Below are 19,240 nucleotides of genomic sequence, written 5' to 3'. Positions count from 1 at the left end.
CAAGGAGTTGCATATAAGAATTTTAAAAATATTAATTTAATAATGTGGATAGATAATTTTCATATCTCAATTTATTATAGTAAATATGCAAGTAATAAAAGACATGTATTATCCTTAATATTACCTTTTATAATACTTACTATTATACCGCTATTTATCATAGCTTTTTTATATGATAGTATAGTTTTAGTTAGTATTGTCTCTGCTAATATATTAATTTCATCATTAGATTTATATAATTTGTATAGATTTATAAGATATAATAATGATAAATTTATTTTTAATGGCATTGATATTATAACTAAAGATAAGCATAAAGGCTTATCTAAACATTTTAAAGAAAATACTAAAAGTGAAGATACAAATATAGAACTTAATTTAGATTTAAATAAAATGGCTTAGAGAAAATACTCTAAGCCATTTTATTTAAGAATTTAAAACTTTATTTAAAGCAATTAATACACCAATTTTAGCATGATCAAATGTAAGCCCACCTTGAATATAAGCAATATAAGGTTCTCTAATAGGAGCATCTGCAGATAGTTCAATTGAAGAACCTTGTATAAATGCTCCAGCAGCCATTATTACTTCATCTTCATAACCTGGAGTTGGAATTGGAATACAATGAACAAATGAATCAATTGGTGATCCTTGTTGTATACCTTTAATAAATTCAATTAATTTTTCTTTGTTTCTAAATATAATCGTTTGAACTATATCTGTTCTTTTCTCTTTTGCAGCGGGTTTAGCTTCAAATCCAGCAAGTTCCATAACTCTTGCACAAAAAATAGAACTTTTTACAGCTTCAATAGTTACATGAGGAGCCAAGAAGAATCCTTGGAATAATGTTCTCATAACTCCAAGTGTGGCACCACATTCACCACCTATTCCTGGAACAGTTAATCTATATGAAGCATTATCAACATATTTCTGCTTACCTACTATATATCCACCAGTTGGAGAAATTCCTCCTCCTATATTTTTTATTAGAGAGCCGGCCATTAAGTCTGCACCAAAATCTGTAGGTTCTATTATATCTACAAATTCACCATAACAATTATCAACAAAAACTATTATATTTTCATTTAAGCTTTTAACTAATTCAATCACTTCTTTTATTTGATTAAGTTGAAGTGAACTTCTAGTACTATATCCAGTACTTCTTTGTATATGTACCATTTTTATTGATAAATCATTTAGTATAGCTTTTTTTATTTTTTCTAAATCAAAATATTTTTCATCTATTAAGTCAATCTCATTATACTTAATCCCGTATTCTATAAGAGATCCCATTCCAGTATCTTTACTTATTCCAATTACTCCGTGTAATGTATCATATGGTTGTCCTGATATTGCAAGTAATGTATCTCCAGGACGTAGATTACCAAATAAAGCGGTACCAATAGCATGAGTACCATTTACAAAGTGTGGTCTAACAATAGCAGCTTCAGTATTAAATACTCTTGCATATACTTTGTCTAAACCATCTCTACCCATATCATCATAAGCATATCCTGTAGTATTTGTAAAATGGCTATCACTTATTCTTTCATCTTGAAATGCAGAAAGAACTTTTAATTGATTATATTCCCTAATTTCATCTAACTTTTTAAATTCGTCTTCTACATCTTCTAAAGCTTTTTTATAAAGCTCAAATGCATTATTTTTTATATTATGTTTTTTTATAATTAATTCCTCTGTTGCTTTTAACATATTAGCCTCCTGTATAAATTAAACACAAAAATAAATAGGCAACAATGTGCCTATTTATTAAGCGTTATCTACGTCATTATTTGCAAATAGAATAGGTTTCGCTGGAGTTATTGTTGTAACAGCATGCTTATAGACTAACATTTGTTTACCATCACAATCTAACACAACTGTAAAACTGTCAAATCCTTTAACATATCCTTTTAGCTTATATCCATTTGTAAGATATACTTCTACTGAAATTTTATTTTTTCTTGCACCATTCAAAAAAATATCTTGCAAATTATTTTGTTGTTTATTCATAAGACACCTCCAAATTACCAATACACCTTAAATATATTATACAACTACTTCATATTAATGTCATTACTTATTTTCTCTACTATTTCCTCTTCTGTCATAATATCTTTATCTAGAAAAATCACTCTAGGATCTCTTCTAAACCAAGTTAATTGACGCTTAGCATAATTTCTTGATCCTTTTTTTATCATTTCAATAGCTTCATCTTTTTTAATCTTACCTTCAAGATAATATAACATCTCTTTATACCCAATACCTTGCATTGATTGCATAGATGAAGTATATCCCATTTGCTTTAATTTTATGCATTCTTCTTCTAGACCTCTATCTATCATGATATCTACCCTCTTATTTATTCTAGAATATAAATTTTCTCTATTCATTGTTAATACATAATAGTAAATATCATAATCAGATTTATAAAAATCATTTCCAGCATTAAATGAACTAAATGGTTTTCCAGTAAGCTTAAAAACTTCAAGAGCTCTTATAACTCTTTTTCTATTATTATAATGTATCTCCTTATAACTTATAGGATCTATATCTTTTAATAAATAATGTATATATTCATTTCCTTTTAAGTTAGCCTCATTTTCTAAGTAATTTCTATAATTCTCATCAATTTCAGCATCGGTAAAATCCATATTACAAGTTAATGCATTTATATAAAGACCAGTTCCCCCAGTAATTATAGGTAGTTTATTTTTATCCACAATTTTCTTTATAAATTTATCACCTAAATGTTTATAATCAGATACTGAAAATTTAACATTTGGATCTACTATATCAATCATATAGTGATTAATATCTTCCATCTCATCTTTAGTAATTTTAGCAGAACCTATATCCATGTATTTATATATTTGCATTGAATCTGCTGAAATAATTTCTCCATTCAATTTTTTTGAAAGCCTTATGGATAGAGCTGTTTTTCCTACAGCTGTAGGTCCACCTAAAACTAATATCTTTTTCTTTGTCATAAAAAATTTCATCCTTTTATTTTAAACTATTCTTCTAAATTTCTTCTCTAATTCAAAGTTTGTAAATTTTATTATTGTTGGCCTTCCATGCGGACAATGAAATGGATCTTCAATAAATCTTAAGTCTTCAATTAATTTAATCATTTCTCTTTCGTTTAAGAAATCATTTCCTTTTACAGCAGATTTACAGGCCATGGTTGCAATTTTATTATATTTTATATCAATTGTTTTTCCGCTTCCTAAACTTTTCAAATCATCTATAATACTTAAAAATAATGATTTAGAATCTAATTTACCTAAAAAGTAAGGAACTTCTTTTAATGCTAAAGTATTTCCACCAAAATAATCTATTTTAAATCCAGCATCACTAAAAACAGTGCTGTTCTCTTCATAAAAAGCTAATTCATCTACTGTTAATTCTATAATAGTAGGTACTAGTAAAGGTTGAACTACAATTGACCCATTTTTTATTGAATTCATATATTTTTCAAATAATATTTTTTCATGAGCTGCATGCTGATCAATTAAATATAATGTTTCATTAAATTCTCCTATAATATACGTCTTGTTAAATTGTCCTATTATCCTTAATGGCGGAAATTTTGCGATCCTTTCTACAGTAATAGAACTTTCTGTATCTGTATCTGTATTTATATCTATAGATACAGTAGGTTTTGAATATTCATGTTTTTCATATAATATATTCGAAGAACTATCATTAGTATCTATAGGAGAATGATTTGTATCATAGCTATATTCAATATTTATATTATCGTCATTTAAACTATGTATAGGAATATCTTTATTTATTAGTTTCTCTTTTAATTTATTAAGTTCTTCTTTCTGCTCAGTTATTGCTGCTGAATAGTCAAGGGAATCTCTATTTAACTTTTCATTTTTTTCAAATGAGTTAAATTTAATATTATCATCATTTATATTTAAATCCATTTCAAAGTTTTCTACTATTGTAGAGTTAGCAATTGTTTCTTCTGGTAATTTAAATTCATTAAATACATCTTCTTTAAGTGCTTTGTGCACTGCATCAAATACACATTTAAATATAGCTCTATCATCTTTAAATTTTATTTCTGCCTTAGTTGGATGTATATTAACGTCAACATATTCAGGATATACATTAATGAATAATACAAAGAAAGGAAACTTATTTACTGTACTAAAAGATTTAAATGCATTTTCTACCGCTGCAACTAGTGTTTTATTTTTTATATACCTTCCATTAACGAAGATACTTTGATTATTTCTAGAACCCCTAGCTATCTCTTCTTTCCCAATAAAACCATCTACTGAAATAAAATCTCTATCATTCTTAAAATAAATCAAATTATCGCTAATTTTTTTTCCATAAATAGCTCTTAGAACATCTTTTACATTTCCGTTTCCAAAAGTATTTACAACTTTTTTGCCATTATTAAATAGTTTAAAACTTATATCAGGGTTAGATATAGCTATTCTATTTATTATATCTGTAATAATAGATCCTTCTCTTGTAAAAGACTTTAAAAACTTTTTCCTTGCGGGTACATTAAAAAATAAGTCTTTAACTTCAATTGCAGTTCCATTATTAGTTCCACAATCAGTTTCTTTTAAAATTTCTCCACCTTCTATATATATTTCTCTACCAAATTCATTATCAGAAATCTTAGTTTTTAAATTAACTTTAGAAACAGAAGCAATAGAAGCTAAAGCTTCACCTCTAAATCCTAAAGTATTTATTGAAAATATATCTTCAACATTCTTTATTTTACTTGTTGCATGAGGAAGAAAAGCCTTCTTTATATCATCTGGATGTATGCCATCCCCATCATCGATTATTTTGATTAAGTTACAGCCACCTTCAATTATTTCAATAGTTATATTTTTAGCCCCAGCATCTATACTATTCTCTACTAATTCTTTTACAACAGAAGAAGGTCTTTCGACTACTTCTCCCGCTGCTATCTTATTTGCTGTATTATCATCAAGTAAATTTATTCTTTTCAAAGTTTATCAACCCCTATTTTAACTTCTTAGCATCACTAACTAATTTATAGAGTTTATTCATAGCTTCAAGAGGATTTAATTCTAAAATATCCACTTCTGAAAGCTCCTTTATAAGATTTTCTTTTTCCATGAAAGAGAAGTCAAGCTGCATATTGTCATTGTGAGTATTATTAATTTTTTCATTTACAATAGGTTCTTCTACTCTTTCTTCTTCAATTTTTTCAACTGCAATTTCTTTTTCATATTCTTTCTTTAATACTTCTTTAGTACTATTTTCATAAGTATTATTTCCTTCTAACTCATCCAATATTTCTTTTGCTCTATCTATTACTTCTTTTGGAAGACCAGCAAGTTTAGCAACTTCTATACCATATGATTGATCTGCTCCACCCTCAACAATTTTTCTTAAGAATATTATATTATCTTCTAGTTCTTTAACTGCAACAGAGTAATTTTTAACTCCTGATATTTTACCTTCAAGTTTTGTTAGTTCATGGTAATGAGTTGCAAATAATGTATTACATTTTAAATTATTATTTTTTGAAATATGTTCTATAACTGACCAAGCTATACTAAGTCCATCATATGTTGATGTACCTCTTCCAACTTCATCTAATAATACTAAGCTTTTGTGGGTCGCATTATTTAAAATATTTGATACTTCCCACATTTCAACCATAAATGTAGACTTTCCTCCTGCAAGATCATCAGAAGCACCTATTCTTGTAAAAATCTTATCGCATATTGATATATCTGCTTTCTTAGCTGGAATAAATGATCCTATTTGAGCCATTAATGTTATTAGTGCTACTTGTCTCATATAAGTTGATTTACCAGCCATATTAGGTCCAGTTATTAATAAAAGTCTATTATCATTACTATTTAGTAATGTATCATTAGAAACAAATTCACCTCTGCCGATTACTTTTTCTACAACAGGATGTCGTCCATCAGTTATTTTTATTAATCCATTCTCATTAATATTAGGTCTTACATAATCATTTTCTAAAGCAATGATTGATAAAGTTGATATTGAATCTAAGTTACCAATGATTCTTGCACTCTTTTTTAATTTTGATATTTTTTCAGATACAATGCTTCGTATATCTAAAAATAAATTATACTCAAGATTAACTAGCTTTTCTTCTGCACCTAAAATTTTATCTTCCATTTCTTTTAAGTCTTGAGTAATGTATCTTTCAGCATTCGCAAGAGTTTGCTTTCTTATATATCTACCTTCTGGTATTGATGAGTAATTAGCCTTTCTAATTTCAATATAGTAACCAAAGACTTTATTGTATCCAACCTTCAAAGATTTAATTCCAGTAATTTCTCTTTCTGAGTTTTCTAAAGATGCAATCCATTCTTTACCGTGAAGTTTTGCTTTTCTTAATTCATCAACTTCTTCTGAATAACCATCTTTAATTATATTTCCTTCTTTAATACTCATTGAAGGATCATCTAAAATAGCATTATATAATAATTCCTTTAAATCTTTTAATATATCTAACTCTTCATAGTATTCATTAAGCAAACTAGATTTACAATATCCCAAAGTTTCTTTTATATATGGTAATTTATCAAGTGAAGCTCTAAGAGAAACTAAATCTTTTCCATTAACATTTCCATTTGCTATCTTTCCTACAATTCTTTCTATATCATATATATCTTTAAGTGCAATTCTGATATCTTCATTTAGACTTATTGCATTATAAAGTTCTTCTACAGCATCTAGTCTATTTTCTATTTCAAACTTAGATATAAGAGGTTCATCTATCCATTTTCTTAAGACTCTTGCTCCCATTGAAGTACATGTTTTATCCATCACCCAAAGTAAAGAACCTTTTTTATTCTTCTCTCTTATATTTTCAGTAAGCTCTAAATTTCTTCTTGAGCTACCATCAATAGTCATATAATTAATTATATCGTATTTCTCAAGAAAATTTATATTTGCAAGACTCATTTTTTGTGTTTCATAAACATATTTGAGTAATATTTTACATGCTGTTTTACTGGCACTATCTAACTCTGAAAGTTCTGCTTCACTGAATTGTGATACTAATTCATCATCAGTAGTTCTAAAGCTAGATAAATCCTTTTTGGTTAATAATGCAGTTGTATAACTTGATAATTCATCTGTAAATTTATCAGTTATATTTATATCAACTATTATTTCTTTTGGATTAATTTTTGTTATCTCATCAAATAATGTACTTTTAATAGTAGTAAATGATGTTGTTTTAAATTCTCCAGTACTTATATCAGTTAATGCAATTCCAGTATCATTATTTTCTTCATATATAGCTAATAGATATGTATTAGAATTATTTTCACTATTGCTATCTACATATGTACCTGGTGTTATAACTTTAATTACATCTCTTTTTACTATACCTTTAGCTACACTTGGATCTTCAACTTGCTCGCAAATAGCTACTTTATAACCCTTAGCAACTAATCTTGATATATATCCTGAAGAGGCATGAAATGGTATACCACACATAGGTGCTCTTTCATCTAAACCACAATCTCTTCCTGTTAATACTAATTCAAGTTCCTTTGATGCAGTTTTAGCATCATCAAAGAACATTTCATAAAAATCCCCTAATCTAAAAAAGACTATACAATCTTTATAATTTTCCTTTATTTCAAAGTATTGTTTCATCATGGGAGTTAACGCCATACACTTTCACTTCCTTTAACTTTTTTATACTTAATCCTTTTAAAATCAAAGATTAGAGACACTTACCATATATTTCATATGGAATAAAATCCACTTATTTTAACGTTTTTTACTAATTATTTATGACGAATGACATAATTTGAGAAATCGTCATAAATAAGTACTGAATCAATGATATTTACTTATTTCTATAAGATTATAACATAATGAAGTATAACATAAAAATTTAATTGAATAAATAAAAGCACCTTTAAACATAGCATTTTCAAATTATTTTAGGTAAAAAACATATAGTATAATATATTTTCTTTTTATATTATATAGTAATATCTATTACTTATATTATATAGTAATATCTATTACTTATATTTATTTAACACCTAATTTATCTTGTTTTAATTATACTATAATTTAAAATTCTCTGTATAAATATATGAAGTGCGATTTTTAGATAATTTAAAGCTTTATATTCACTTATTGATATTTTAAAGTTATGTTATAGTGCAATTCCTCTTACTTCTAAAACAAATTTAGCCTAATTAATAATTTTAGATTGGTTAAACTATCTTGTAATAAAAAACAAGACAATACCTTAGATTCGTAGGTATTGTCTTAATCTAATGAAATTTTATGAGTTTTTATAAAACTCTATCAAAAAGTTTTAGTATATTTTCATTAGATAGATTACTAAATAATTTATTATTTAAAGAATCTTTTCCTATAAGATTCTCAATAAGTTCTCTTTTACGATCTTGAAGATTGATAATTTTTTCTTCAATAGTACCTTCAGAAACAAGTTTTATAACTTCAACAATATTTTCTTGACCAATTCTATGAGCTCTATCGGTAGCTTGCTCTTCTACAGCTGGATTCCACCAAGGATCAAAATGTATAACAACATCTGCACTTGTTAAATTTAATCCAGTACCGCCAGCCTTTAATGATATTAAGAATACCTTTGTATCATCTTTATTAAACCTATTAACCAATTCTTGTCTAGTAGATGATTTCGTAGATCCATCTAAATAATAATAAGATAACCCATCACTTTGCAACATCTCTTTAATTTTATTTAATACAGAAGTAAACTGAGAAAATACTAATATTTTATGTCCATCAGAAGTCATATCAATTAATAACTCCCTTAATGCAGATAATTTACCACTAGCACCTTTATAATCTTCCATTACAAGAGATGGATCTAAACAAATTTGTCTTAGTTTAGTTATATATGATAATATCTCAATCTTACTTGTATTAAGTTCATCATTTTTAACCTTATCTTCTATTATATCATTTATATATTTTGCATAAGATGCATATATCTTTTTTTGCTCTTTATCCATATCTACTTTGATTATCTTTTCAATTTTATCAGGCAATTCATTTAAAACATCCTTTTTACGCCTTCTTAAAATAAATGGGGATATTAATAATCTTAATTCGTTTAGTATAACTTCATCTTCATCTAGAGTTCTATTAAATTTAGAGTTGAAACTATCTTTATCATATAAGAAACCAGGCATAATAAAATCAAAAATAGACCATAACTCCATTAAATTATTTTCAATAGGGGTGCCTGTAAGTGCAAATCTATTGGTTGCATTAACTCTTTTACATGCTTTTGTATTTTTAGCTGAAAAATTTTTAATATATTGAGCTTCATCTAAAAAACAAAAATCAAATTCAATATTTTTATACAACTCATAATCTATTCTAAACAAGTTATATGTAGTTATTATTACATCATACTCTTTAATATTATTTAGAATTTCTAACCTTTTTTTCTTAGTATCATTTATAAGACCTACTTTAATACTTGGAGCAAACTTTAAGAACTCATCTCTCCAGTTATATATTAAAGAAGTTGGAGCTATAATTATTGACTTGCTTTTTTCTTTTGATAATATAAAGCTAATTGCTTGAAGAGTTTTACCTAATCCCATCTCATCTCCTAAAATTCCACCAAACCCAAGATCTGATAATTCTTTAAACCAATGCAACCCATAAACTTGATAGTTTCTTAGATTAGCATTTAATCCTTTTGGGATAATTGATTTTGATAGATTATTAGAAGACAATCTATTTGATATATCATTTAAAATAGAATTTCCTTTAAATACTCCAAATAAATCTGTTAACTTTTTATTTGCATATAAACTTTTTCCTTTTGTAAAAGCAATTGTATCATCAGAGAGTTTTTTATCATTTAAAGTATCAATTAATCTTAAAAATTCTTTTATTTGGATTTCTTCTAAATCTAAAAAATCTCCATTTTTTAATTTGTAATATTTTTTATTTTCTTTAAAACTTTTTAGTATGTTATAAAATTCTTCTTCTGATATATTTGATATTGAATATTTAAATTCAAAATAATCATTTTTGCCTCTGCGAACCTCAACTTCAAAATTTTTTTTATTAAGTTTTAGTACACCTTTAAAGCTTTCAGAATAGAATACTTCCCCTAATTCTTGCAGAATATGCACTTTGGTCTTAAAGAAATCAAATATAACATCATCATCACGCAAAAATGCAAAAAGCTTATTATCGATTTTTTCTATACCAATACTTTTTAAACTATTTATAACTTTAGTCTCATTTACAGTATCTCTATAAATATATACATCTTTAATTTCATCGAATATATTGAATTCATAATCACCATATTTAACATTTACTTTTAAAAAAATCATTTTATCTCTGTCAAAATAAAATTTAAATTTTACAGGAGTTGATACAATATTTTTAGTTATATTTTTATCAAGTATTACTGTATTAGATAAATCATTAATAGTAGGTATAAGGTCTTTATATACTCTATCTTTCTGGCTTTCTAAAAAAGTAATCTCATCTGTATTAATAAATGTGTTAATAAGTGGATATAATTTTTCACATTGCTTCATTGATGGTATATATATTATAGTATCATAAAGAAATACATCACCACTTCCTCCTAAATCTTCTGGAAGTCCTCTAGGAAGTATAAAAGAAATAAGATTATTTTTTTCTTTTAATTCTATAGGAAGAGGAATATCATCAACAATTATTTCACTCTCTATTTTTCTAGAATAAAAACCATTATTTAAAAATATTCTATTTTCCTTAATGATCTCAAAAAACATTCTTAACATACCTTTAGGTATCCAAATTTCCTTGCCATTAATATGTTTATCTTGACTTCGTTTAAAGTTATTTGAATTTACATCTATATCTTTTAACAATTCAATAAATTTAAAAAGCCGTACATCATTATAAGAAAATTTTTGTTTAGTTATGTCAAAAGTGAAATCTTTTCCATATGAAATAGGGATAGAATTATATTTATTTAAAAGAAACATATTTATATCTTTTAATAAGTACATTTTTGAATTCCTAGAATTTTTAAACCCAACTTTAAATTCAGCACCTATTTTATGAGACCAAGAATTTCTATTTATATAAACATCAATTTTTAATAAATCCTTATTATTGCATAATGAATCTAGCATAGTATTAGATTTATTACTATCTAATAATTTATTTAGCTCAAAGAAATTATTCTTTTTAAGGTTTTCTTTTAAAGTAGAATCATCTTCTAATTTTTCTAAAAATCTATAAAATGAAGCACAGAGATGTTTACAAGCATAGTTTTTAGATTTAAGCTCATTATTCTCAAAATCTCTGCATGTACATTTGATATTAATAACCTCATAAAGGTTTGAATCTATATTTATATTACAATTATATTTACTATAAAGGTCTTCTGAAATAACATTTGTACTTATATTTATCTCATTTATTGAGCTATTATATAAATAATCTATATTTTCAACTAGATCATTATTTAGCACCCTCATACCATCATTTATCTTTCGTGTAGTTACGCTTCTATTAAATCCTTCTATAAAATTTTGTTTTATCATTAAATTCACCTACATTTTTGAATATATACATAGAATAAATTAAAGTTAACTTATATGCAACCTATATACAATAAAAAGGATAGCTAAATAACTAAGCTATCCCTTATTTTAAATTTTTACAATAATTCTCCTACTAGTGAGAATGGCTGAGCTCTAACAATTTTTAAATTAATCAGTTGGCCTATTAGTAATTTATCACCTGCAAAATTAACTAATTTTCCATTTCTAGTTCTTCCCATTAATTTTGTTTCATCATTCTTACTTGGTCCTTCTACTAAAATTTCTACTATTTTCCCTTCATATTCCTTATTGCTTCTTATAACACCTTCATTAACAGCTTGTACAAGCTTATTAAATCTTTCATGTTTTACATCATCTGGAACTTGATTTTCCATTCTATCTGCAGGAGTATGATTTCTTCTTGAATAAATAAATGTATAAGCAGCATTATAACCTACTTCTTTAACTAATGATAATGTATCATTAAAGTCTTCTTCAGTTTCACCTGGAAAACCAACTATTATATCTGTAGTTATAGTTGCATTAGGTATCTCTTCTTTAATTTTATTAATTAAATACATATATCTTTCTCTATCATAATGTCTATTCATTTCTTTTAAAATTCTGTTTGATCCACTTTGAACTGGTAAATGAATTTGCTCGCAAAGTTTATCACATTCTTTTATAGCAGAAATTACATCTTCATTTAAATCCTTTGGATGTGAAGTCATAAATCTAACTCTTTCTAACCCATCTATCTCATTTATTAATCTAAGTAATTTTGCAAAGTCTATTGTTTCTTCTAAACCTTTTCCATATGAATTAACATTTTGCCCTAAAAGAGTTATTTCCTTATAACCTTTTGATACTAATTCTTTAATTTCTTTTATTATTTCTTCAGACTTTCTACTTCTTTCCCTGCCTCTTACATAAGGAACTATACAATATGTGCAAAAGTTATTGCAACCATACATTATTGTAACAAAAGCCTTAGTCCTATTTTCTCTATCTATTGGAATTCCTTCTATTATTTCAGTTTCTTTATTTAATATTTCTTTAACTTGAACACCTTCAGTTTTTACTCTATTAAGATATTCAGGGAATTTATATGAATTATGAGTACCAAAAATAATATCTACATATGGGAATGTTTTTAATACCTTATCGGCCATTCCTTCCTGTTGCATCATACATCCACATATTCCTATTATCAAATCTGGATTTTTCCTTTTGTATTTTTTCATCATACCTAGGTTTCCAAAAACCTTATTCTCCGCATTTTCTCTAACACAACATGTATTAAAAAGTACAATTGAAGCATCCTCAATACTTTCTGTTTTTGTATATCCTATTCTTTTTAACATTCCAGAAAGTTTTTCAGAATCTTCTTCATTCATTTGACATCCATATGTAGTGATAAAGAAATGTTTTCCTGTATTACTTTTCTTAGTATCTTTGTACTTTTTTATATCAAATTCCATTATATTTCCTCCGACTTATAAACATATTTATATTTTAAAATTACCTAATGTATTATAGCATAAAAAAATGAAGAAATAAAACATAGATAATATTAAATATTATCTATGTTTTATTTAGTTTTTACTTTAATATCTAAATTCTAATTAAAACTTTTATAGTTATATAAAGTAATAAATATTACGTATTATATATACTCTTATTATGCCTTTATCCATGTATTATAATATCCTATAAATTTAAAACCTATTTTAGTATAAAGATTTAGTGCCTTATAATTTGAACAGTCGACTCTTATATATAGTTCAGATATCTTTATGTCATAGGATAGCTTTATAAGATATTCTAATAGATATTTTCCATATCCCAATCCCCTATATTTTTTTAAAATACCAAAGTTAACTACCATATACATATTTTTATTATATACAATTTGTCCATATCCTATTTCTTTGTTGTTTAATAAGATAAAAATACATAAATCTTTTTTATAATACTTCTGACTTTCTTCATATTTAATATCTTTTATATGAAGTGGTTCTCTTCCCGTATCATTAAAAATCTCATTTTGTATTTTACATCGTAACTCCTCATCAGTATTAGGTATAAAGGTTCTAAATGAAATATTAGTATTATTTGATATTTTTATTTTAGAATATAAATCATATTTTAATAATTTCGTTATTCTACTCTTACTAAAACAATTGTTAATAAGAATCTCTTTTGTTATTTCATCTTCATAAGTTTGATAAGCTATAATTTTATTTTCAAATTTTTTTATATTATCTATATTCACTAATTTTACGAACTCATTTTTTATATATAAATCATTAATAACAATAGTATCTAGAGAAGATTGTTCAAAATATATATAACCTATATATTGATTATCAAATAGTATCATTATTATTTGATTTTTATAAAACATTCTTTTTATGAAGTTTAAATCATTATAAAGTGAAATTATATTACATCTATATTTATTTATATAAAAAAACTCATTTACTAACGTTGTAAGATTAGAGAAATTTTTATTATTTAATTTCTCATAATGTACCATATAAGAATACCCACCTCATAAATTATTATTTTAAAATAACCCCTAAAATAGGGGTTATAATATATTAAACATCTTTCATGCTTAAACTTATTCTTTTATTTTCTTCATCTACAGCTAATATTTTAGCTTTTATTTCATCACCTATTTTTAGGACATCACTTGGGTTATTAATTCTATCATGACTTATTTTAGATATGTGAACAAGTCCGTCTAAGCCAGGCTCTAATTCGACAAATGCTCCAAAATCATTTATTCTAACAACTTTACCTAGTACAACTGAGCCTTCAGGATATTTATCTGAAGCATTTTTCCAAGGTTCAGGAGTAAGTTCTTTAATGCTAAGTGACAATTTTTTATTTTCTTTATCTAGTTCAATAACCTTAACATCAATTATATCTCCACTCTTTAGATAATCTTCAGCCTTTTTCACATGATTCCATGATATTTGTGATAAATGAATTAATCCATCTACACCATTAACCTCTGCAAATGCTCCAAAATTAGTAAATCTTTTTACTTCAGCCTTTACTATATCGCCTACTTTTAAAGCACCTAAAACTTGTTGCTCATTAATCTCCTTTGCCTCTTCTTGAATAATTCTTCTTGAAGCTACAACTCTTGAAGGATTTTCTTTATTAAAGTCTATTAGTTTAACAACTAAAGTTTGACCTTTATATTCATCTTTATTATTAACAAATCTCATATCTATTTGTGATGCAGGAACAAATATTCTTATTCCATTATAATAACCTACTAGCCCTTTTTCTTTTATTTCAGAAATTTTTAGTTCAAAAGTTTCACCACTATTAAATAGTTTTTCAAGTGAAGAGACTATTTCTTCTTTTTCATATTCTAATCTAGATAAAACAACAAATCCATTCTCATTGTTGAGTTTAATTACTTTAGCTTTTATTGTATCACCAACATTAAGATTTGAAGCATATTCACTAGGATCAACCTTTGCAGTTAATTCTCTAAAAGGGATTATACCATCAGATTTATAACCAATAAGTGATACAACAACTTCATCTCTAGCTATAGATAATATCTCTCCTTCTATTTCATCCCCAATGTGGAATCTTTTGTCCATTTCATTCATTAATTTTAATTGTTCATCATTTTTAATGTTTTCACCTTGCATAATATCAATAACCTCCCTAATTATCCAATCTGGTGTTGAAGCACCAGCTGTAATACCAATCTTTTTAAAGTTTTTATTTATAAATTCACCTGTTAATTCCAATGAATTTTCAATATGAATAGTATTCTCACAATTTGCTTTAGATATTTCATAAAGCTTTGTTGTATTTGAACTATGTTTACCACCTATAACAATCATAGCATCTACTTGCTTAGATAACTCATATGCACTTTTTTGTCTTACCTCTGTAGCTGAGCATATTGTATTAAATGATAGAAGTTCATCTGTCATAGTAGCTAAATTATTAATAGTATTATTCCAGTTTTCTTCTTTTTCTGTAGTTTGTGATACTACACATATTTTATCAGAAATTTTTGTATCAAATTCTCCATTTGGTGTAATTGTCGCTTTATTATTGCACCATCCATTTATTCCAATAACTTCTGGATGATCTTTATCACCCAATATAACTATGTTATACTCATCACCTGAATATTTTTCAACTTTCTTTTGTATATTAGTTACAAATGGGCAAGTTGCATCTATAACTTCAAGCCCTCTATACTTAAGATTTTCAACAACGTCCTTTGGAACCCCATGTGACCTTATTACAATAACATCACCATTTACTAATTCATCTATATTATTATAGTCTATTGAATAAATATCATTTTCTTCTAAATACTTAACAACATCACTATTATGAATAAGTGGCCCTAAAGTATAAATTTTTTTCCCATACTGATTTTTTATATCAATAGACTTTTCTACTGCCCTTTGTACACCAAAACAGAAACCAGCATTTTCTGCTAATATTACTTTTCTCATAATTGTACTCCTAATATAATACTAATTAATTTTAGATTTTATAAACTCATTTATTTTTTTTGTGACTTGTTCAATATTTAGGCCAGTTGTATCAATCTCAACGGCATCATCAGCTTTTCTTAACGGATCTATAGCTCTTGTACTATCTTCATGATCTCTTCTTATTATATCTTTTAATATTTCATCATAAGAACATTCTATATTTCTATTTACTAATTCCGCATATCTTCTCTCTGCTCTTTCTTCTGGAGTTGCAGTTAAGAAAATTTTAAAGTTTGAATCCTTTAATACAACTGTTCCTATATCTCTACCATCCATTATAACATTATATTTATTTGACATATCTCTTTGTAATTTTACAAGCATTTTTCTAACTTCTGGTATTGAGGCGTATGCAGAAACTATTGAACTAATCTCTGGCATGGTTATTTTTTCTTGTATATTCTCACCATTTAAAATTAAATCATCGTTTTCAAAATGCATTTCCATATTTAATATTAAGTTGCAGATTTCTGAAATATTTTCTGCTTTCAAGTTATTTTCTGATGCTTTTAAAGCAACAGCTCTATACATAGCACCAGTATTTATATACATTAAATCAAATTCTTTCGCTACAAGTTTAGCTATTGTACTTTTTCCGGCTCCCGCTGGACCATCTATTGCAACTGATAATTTCAAATTATTTTCCACCTTTCTAAATAACAACTATAAGTATCATTATATAATTATATTCTTTTTATAACAAGCATTTTAGATACTACTTCCAGCTACATATCCAGTAGATAATGCTATTTGAACATTATATCCACCAGTAAAAGCATCAACATCTATTACTTCTCCTGCAAAAGATAAATTATTTATAATTTTACTTCTCATTGTTGAAGGATCTATCTCTTTTGTATCTATGCCTCCAGCTGTAACAATAGCCTCTTCTAAAGGTCTTAGTCCTTTTACTGTAAGTTTAAAGTTTTTTATTAAATGAACTAAATTTTTTCTTTCTTCCTTAGTTATTTCGTTAACCTTTTTATTTCCATCAATTTTTGATAGATTTATAATTATAGGTAAAATCTTTTTTGGTAATAAATCATCTAAAGAATTTTTAAAATCTTTATTTATGTATTTTTTAAAATCTTTTTGTATTCTTAAATCTAAAGATTTTATATCTAGAGCGGGCTTTAAATCAATTACTACTTCATAATTTTTATTATTTTTGATAAATCTACTTCCACTTAAAACTAGTGGTCCTGATATACCAAAATGAGTAAAGAGCATTTCGCCAAAATCTTTAAATATCTTTTTATTATTCTCATATATAGATAGCTCAATATTTCTAAGAGATAGACCCATTAGATCTTTTACTATTTCATCCTTTATCTCTATTGGAACAAGTGATGGTTTTAATTCTTTTATTTTATGGCCAAGTTCTTTAGCAAATTTTTGACCTTCTCCTCTAGAACCTGTAAGGGGATATGAAGCACCACCTGTACATATTATAAAGTGCTCTCCTTCGATTATATTACTATTATTTATTTCAACTCCAGTTATTTTATTACAATTTTTTATTATTCTAGTTACTTTACTATTAAACATTATTTTTATATTACATTTTGTCATAGCTTTTGATAAACCTTTAATAATATCTGAAGATTTATCAGAGTTTGGAAAAACTCTTCCTCCCCTTTCAGCCTTTAACTTAATGCCTTCATTCTCAAAGAAGTTAATTGTATCTTCATTAGTAAAAGTATACAAAGAACTATATAAAAAATAAGGATTTCCAGGAATATAGTTAAAAAATTCTGAAATATCTTTACTATTAGTTACATTACATCTTCCTTTACCTGTAATAAATAACTTTTTTCCTAATCTATCGTTTCCTTCTAATAAAATCACTTCATTATTTTCACTTGCAGTTATTGCTGCCATCATTCCTGCTGGTCCAGCTCCTATAACTACTACTCTATTCATTTAATCAGCTCCTTAATTAATCGCTAAAACAATTGTACTACACTACAAAAAAAAGTTAACTAAAATAACATATTGTTATTTAGATTTTTTGTTTATATTATATAAATATATTTATAAATTGAACTTTTTTATATAACAAATGACTCTATGAATATTCATAAAGTCATTTGTTATATAAATATATTAATTTCTAAAAAAGTCTATATAAAATACTATGGACTAGTCATCATTTTCACCTATAGTTTTATTATTTATTTGGTATATATTATAGTCCTGCCAAATTGCTTCTAAAGAACCAAATGTATTTGCAATATTCTCTTTCTCTCTCATTCCAACTGCTATAATTAAAGCATTAACTAATGATAATGGAGCAACAAGGGAATCTACAAATGATGCCATATTACTCTGCGCAATTAATGCTAAATCAGCTTTAGATGCCAATGGAGAAATTAAACTATCAGTTAATGCAACTACTTTAGCTCCTTTTGATTTTGAGAAATCTAATGCATCGATTGTTTTTGAAGCATATCTTGGGAACCCTATACCAATTACTAAGTCTCCTTCTTTAACATTTATAATCTGTTCAAATATATCTGAAATTCCATAGCTTACAGTTCTAACATTTTGAAGAATTATATTTAAATAAAATCCTAAAAATTCTGCAATAGCTGTTGAACTTCTTAGTCCTAATATGTAAATGTTATTAGCTTTAAATATTTCATTTACAACTTCCTCAAATACATTAGGATTAATCTTTTCAAGGGTTGCTCTTATATTTTCAATATCTGCTTTTAAAACTCCCTTTAGTGCATCACTATCAGATACATATTCATTAGAAAGCTCCAATCTTTGTACAGTAGTAAGTTTATTTTTAATTAATTCTTGAAGAGCTTTCTGAAGTTTTGGATATCCACTAAAGCCTAACTCGTTAGCAAATCTTACAACTGTAGATTCTGAAACTCCTACAGACGTTCCTAATTTTGCAGCTGTCATAAAAGCAGCCTTATCATAATTATTTAATATATACTCTGCTATTAGCTTTTGACCCTTACTTAATCTTTGAAATTTAATCTGAATTAATCTCATTAAATCTTTATTATCATTAAAATCTTTATCCATTATTATCTACCTACTTTACAATCTTTTGCAATAACAATTTTATCACTTAATGATAGATTTTTCAATAAAAAT

General features: G+C 26.0%; 13 protein-coding genes. 1 reads left to right on the top strand and 12 read right to left on the bottom strand.

Going from position 1 to position 19,240, the window contains the following annotated elements; genetic code table 11:
• Nucleotides 1-402, top strand: a 402-nt coding sequence (locus JOC62_RS16075; RefSeq protein WP_204596314.1) for a DUF3267 domain-containing protein, incomplete at its 5' end; no start/stop codon positions are given.
• Between the two features lie 24 nt (nt 403-426).
• Here the strand turns inward: JOC62_RS16075 and JOC62_RS16070 are convergent.
• The 12 genes from JOC62_RS16070 to JOC62_RS16015 all read right to left on the bottom strand — a co-directional run bounded on the left by JOC62_RS16070 (nt 427) and on the right by JOC62_RS16015 (nt 19,168).
• Nucleotides 427-1,713: a methionine gamma-lyase family protein gene (locus tag JOC62_RS16070; RefSeq protein ID WP_204596313.1), complete on the bottom strand. Its 1,287-nt coding sequence runs from the start codon at nt 1,711-1,713 to the stop codon at nt 427-429.
• Nucleotides 1,714-1,770: 57 nt separating this feature from the next.
• Nucleotides 1,771-2,013, bottom strand: a complete 243-nt coding sequence (gene hfq, locus JOC62_RS16065; RefSeq protein WP_204596312.1) for an RNA chaperone Hfq — start codon at nt 2,011-2,013, stop codon at nt 1,771-1,773.
• Nucleotides 2,014-2,057: 44 nt separating this feature from the next.
• Entirely contained in the window at nt 2,058-2,990 is a 933-nt protein-coding gene (miaA, locus tag JOC62_RS16060; protein WP_204596311.1) for a tRNA (adenosine(37)-N6)-dimethylallyltransferase MiaA, read from the bottom strand.
• Nucleotides 2,991-3,011: 21 nt separating this feature from the next.
• Nucleotides 3,012-4,991, bottom strand: coding sequence for a DNA mismatch repair endonuclease MutL (gene mutL / locus JOC62_RS16055; protein WP_204596310.1), 1,980 nt, complete (start codon nt 4,989-4,991; stop codon nt 3,012-3,014).
• A gap of 13 nt (nt 4,992-5,004) precedes the next feature.
• Complete coding sequence (gene mutS / locus JOC62_RS16050) at nt 5,005-7,674, bottom strand: DNA mismatch repair protein MutS (RefSeq protein WP_204596307.1); 2,670 nt, start codon at nt 7,672-7,674, stop codon at nt 5,005-5,007.
• A gap of 638 nt (nt 7,675-8,312) precedes the next feature.
• Nucleotides 8,313-11,576, bottom strand: a complete 3,264-nt coding sequence (locus JOC62_RS16045; RefSeq protein ID WP_204596306.1) for a DEAD/DEAH box helicase — start codon at nt 11,574-11,576, stop codon at nt 8,313-8,315.
• Between the two features lie 116 nt (nt 11,577-11,692).
• Nucleotides 11,693-13,057 carry a tRNA (N6-isopentenyl adenosine(37)-C2)-methylthiotransferase MiaB gene (gene miaB, locus JOC62_RS16040; RefSeq protein WP_204596305.1) on the bottom strand — a complete coding sequence of 455 codons (1,365 nt, stop codon included), beginning with the start codon at nt 13,055-13,057 and terminating at the stop codon, nt 11,693-11,695.
• A 200-nt stretch (nt 13,058-13,257) separates the two neighbouring features.
• The gene (locus JOC62_RS16035; RefSeq protein WP_204596304.1) at nt 13,258-14,115 is read right to left on the bottom strand and encodes a GNAT family N-acetyltransferase; all 858 of its coding nucleotides are present in this window, start codon (nt 14,113-14,115) and stop codon (nt 13,258-13,260) included.
• A gap of 64 nt (nt 14,116-14,179) precedes the next feature.
• A complete protein-coding gene (locus tag JOC62_RS16030; RefSeq protein ID WP_204596303.1) occupies nt 14,180-16,084 on the bottom strand; it encodes a bifunctional 4-hydroxy-3-methylbut-2-enyl diphosphate reductase/30S ribosomal protein S1 in 1,905 nt (634 codons plus the stop codon).
• Between the two features lie 21 nt (nt 16,085-16,105).
• Nucleotides 16,106-16,762 (bottom strand): (d)CMP kinase, encoded by a 657-nt coding sequence (cmk, locus tag JOC62_RS16025; protein ID WP_204596302.1) that lies wholly within the window; start codon nt 16,760-16,762, stop codon nt 16,106-16,108.
• 72 nt (nt 16,763-16,834) lie between these two features.
• Nucleotides 16,835-18,049, bottom strand: a complete 1,215-nt coding sequence (locus JOC62_RS16020) for a BaiN/RdsA family NAD(P)/FAD-dependent oxidoreductase (RefSeq protein ID WP_204596301.1) — start codon at nt 18,047-18,049, stop codon at nt 16,835-16,837.
• 219 nt (nt 18,050-18,268) lie between these two features.
• Entirely contained in the window at nt 18,269-19,168 is a 900-nt protein-coding gene (locus JOC62_RS16015) for a MurR/RpiR family transcriptional regulator (protein ID WP_204596300.1), read from the bottom strand.
• Nucleotides 19,169-19,240 lie beyond the last annotated feature (72 nt).

The sequence above is a fragment of the Clostridium sardiniense genome, assembly GCF_016907995.1.
GTDB classification, from domain to species: Bacteria; Bacillota; Clostridia; order Clostridiales; family Clostridiaceae; genus Clostridium; species Clostridium sardiniense.
The sequence above is the reverse complement of the archived record's forward strand: the minus strand, read 5'-3'. Positions and strand labels throughout refer to the sequence as shown.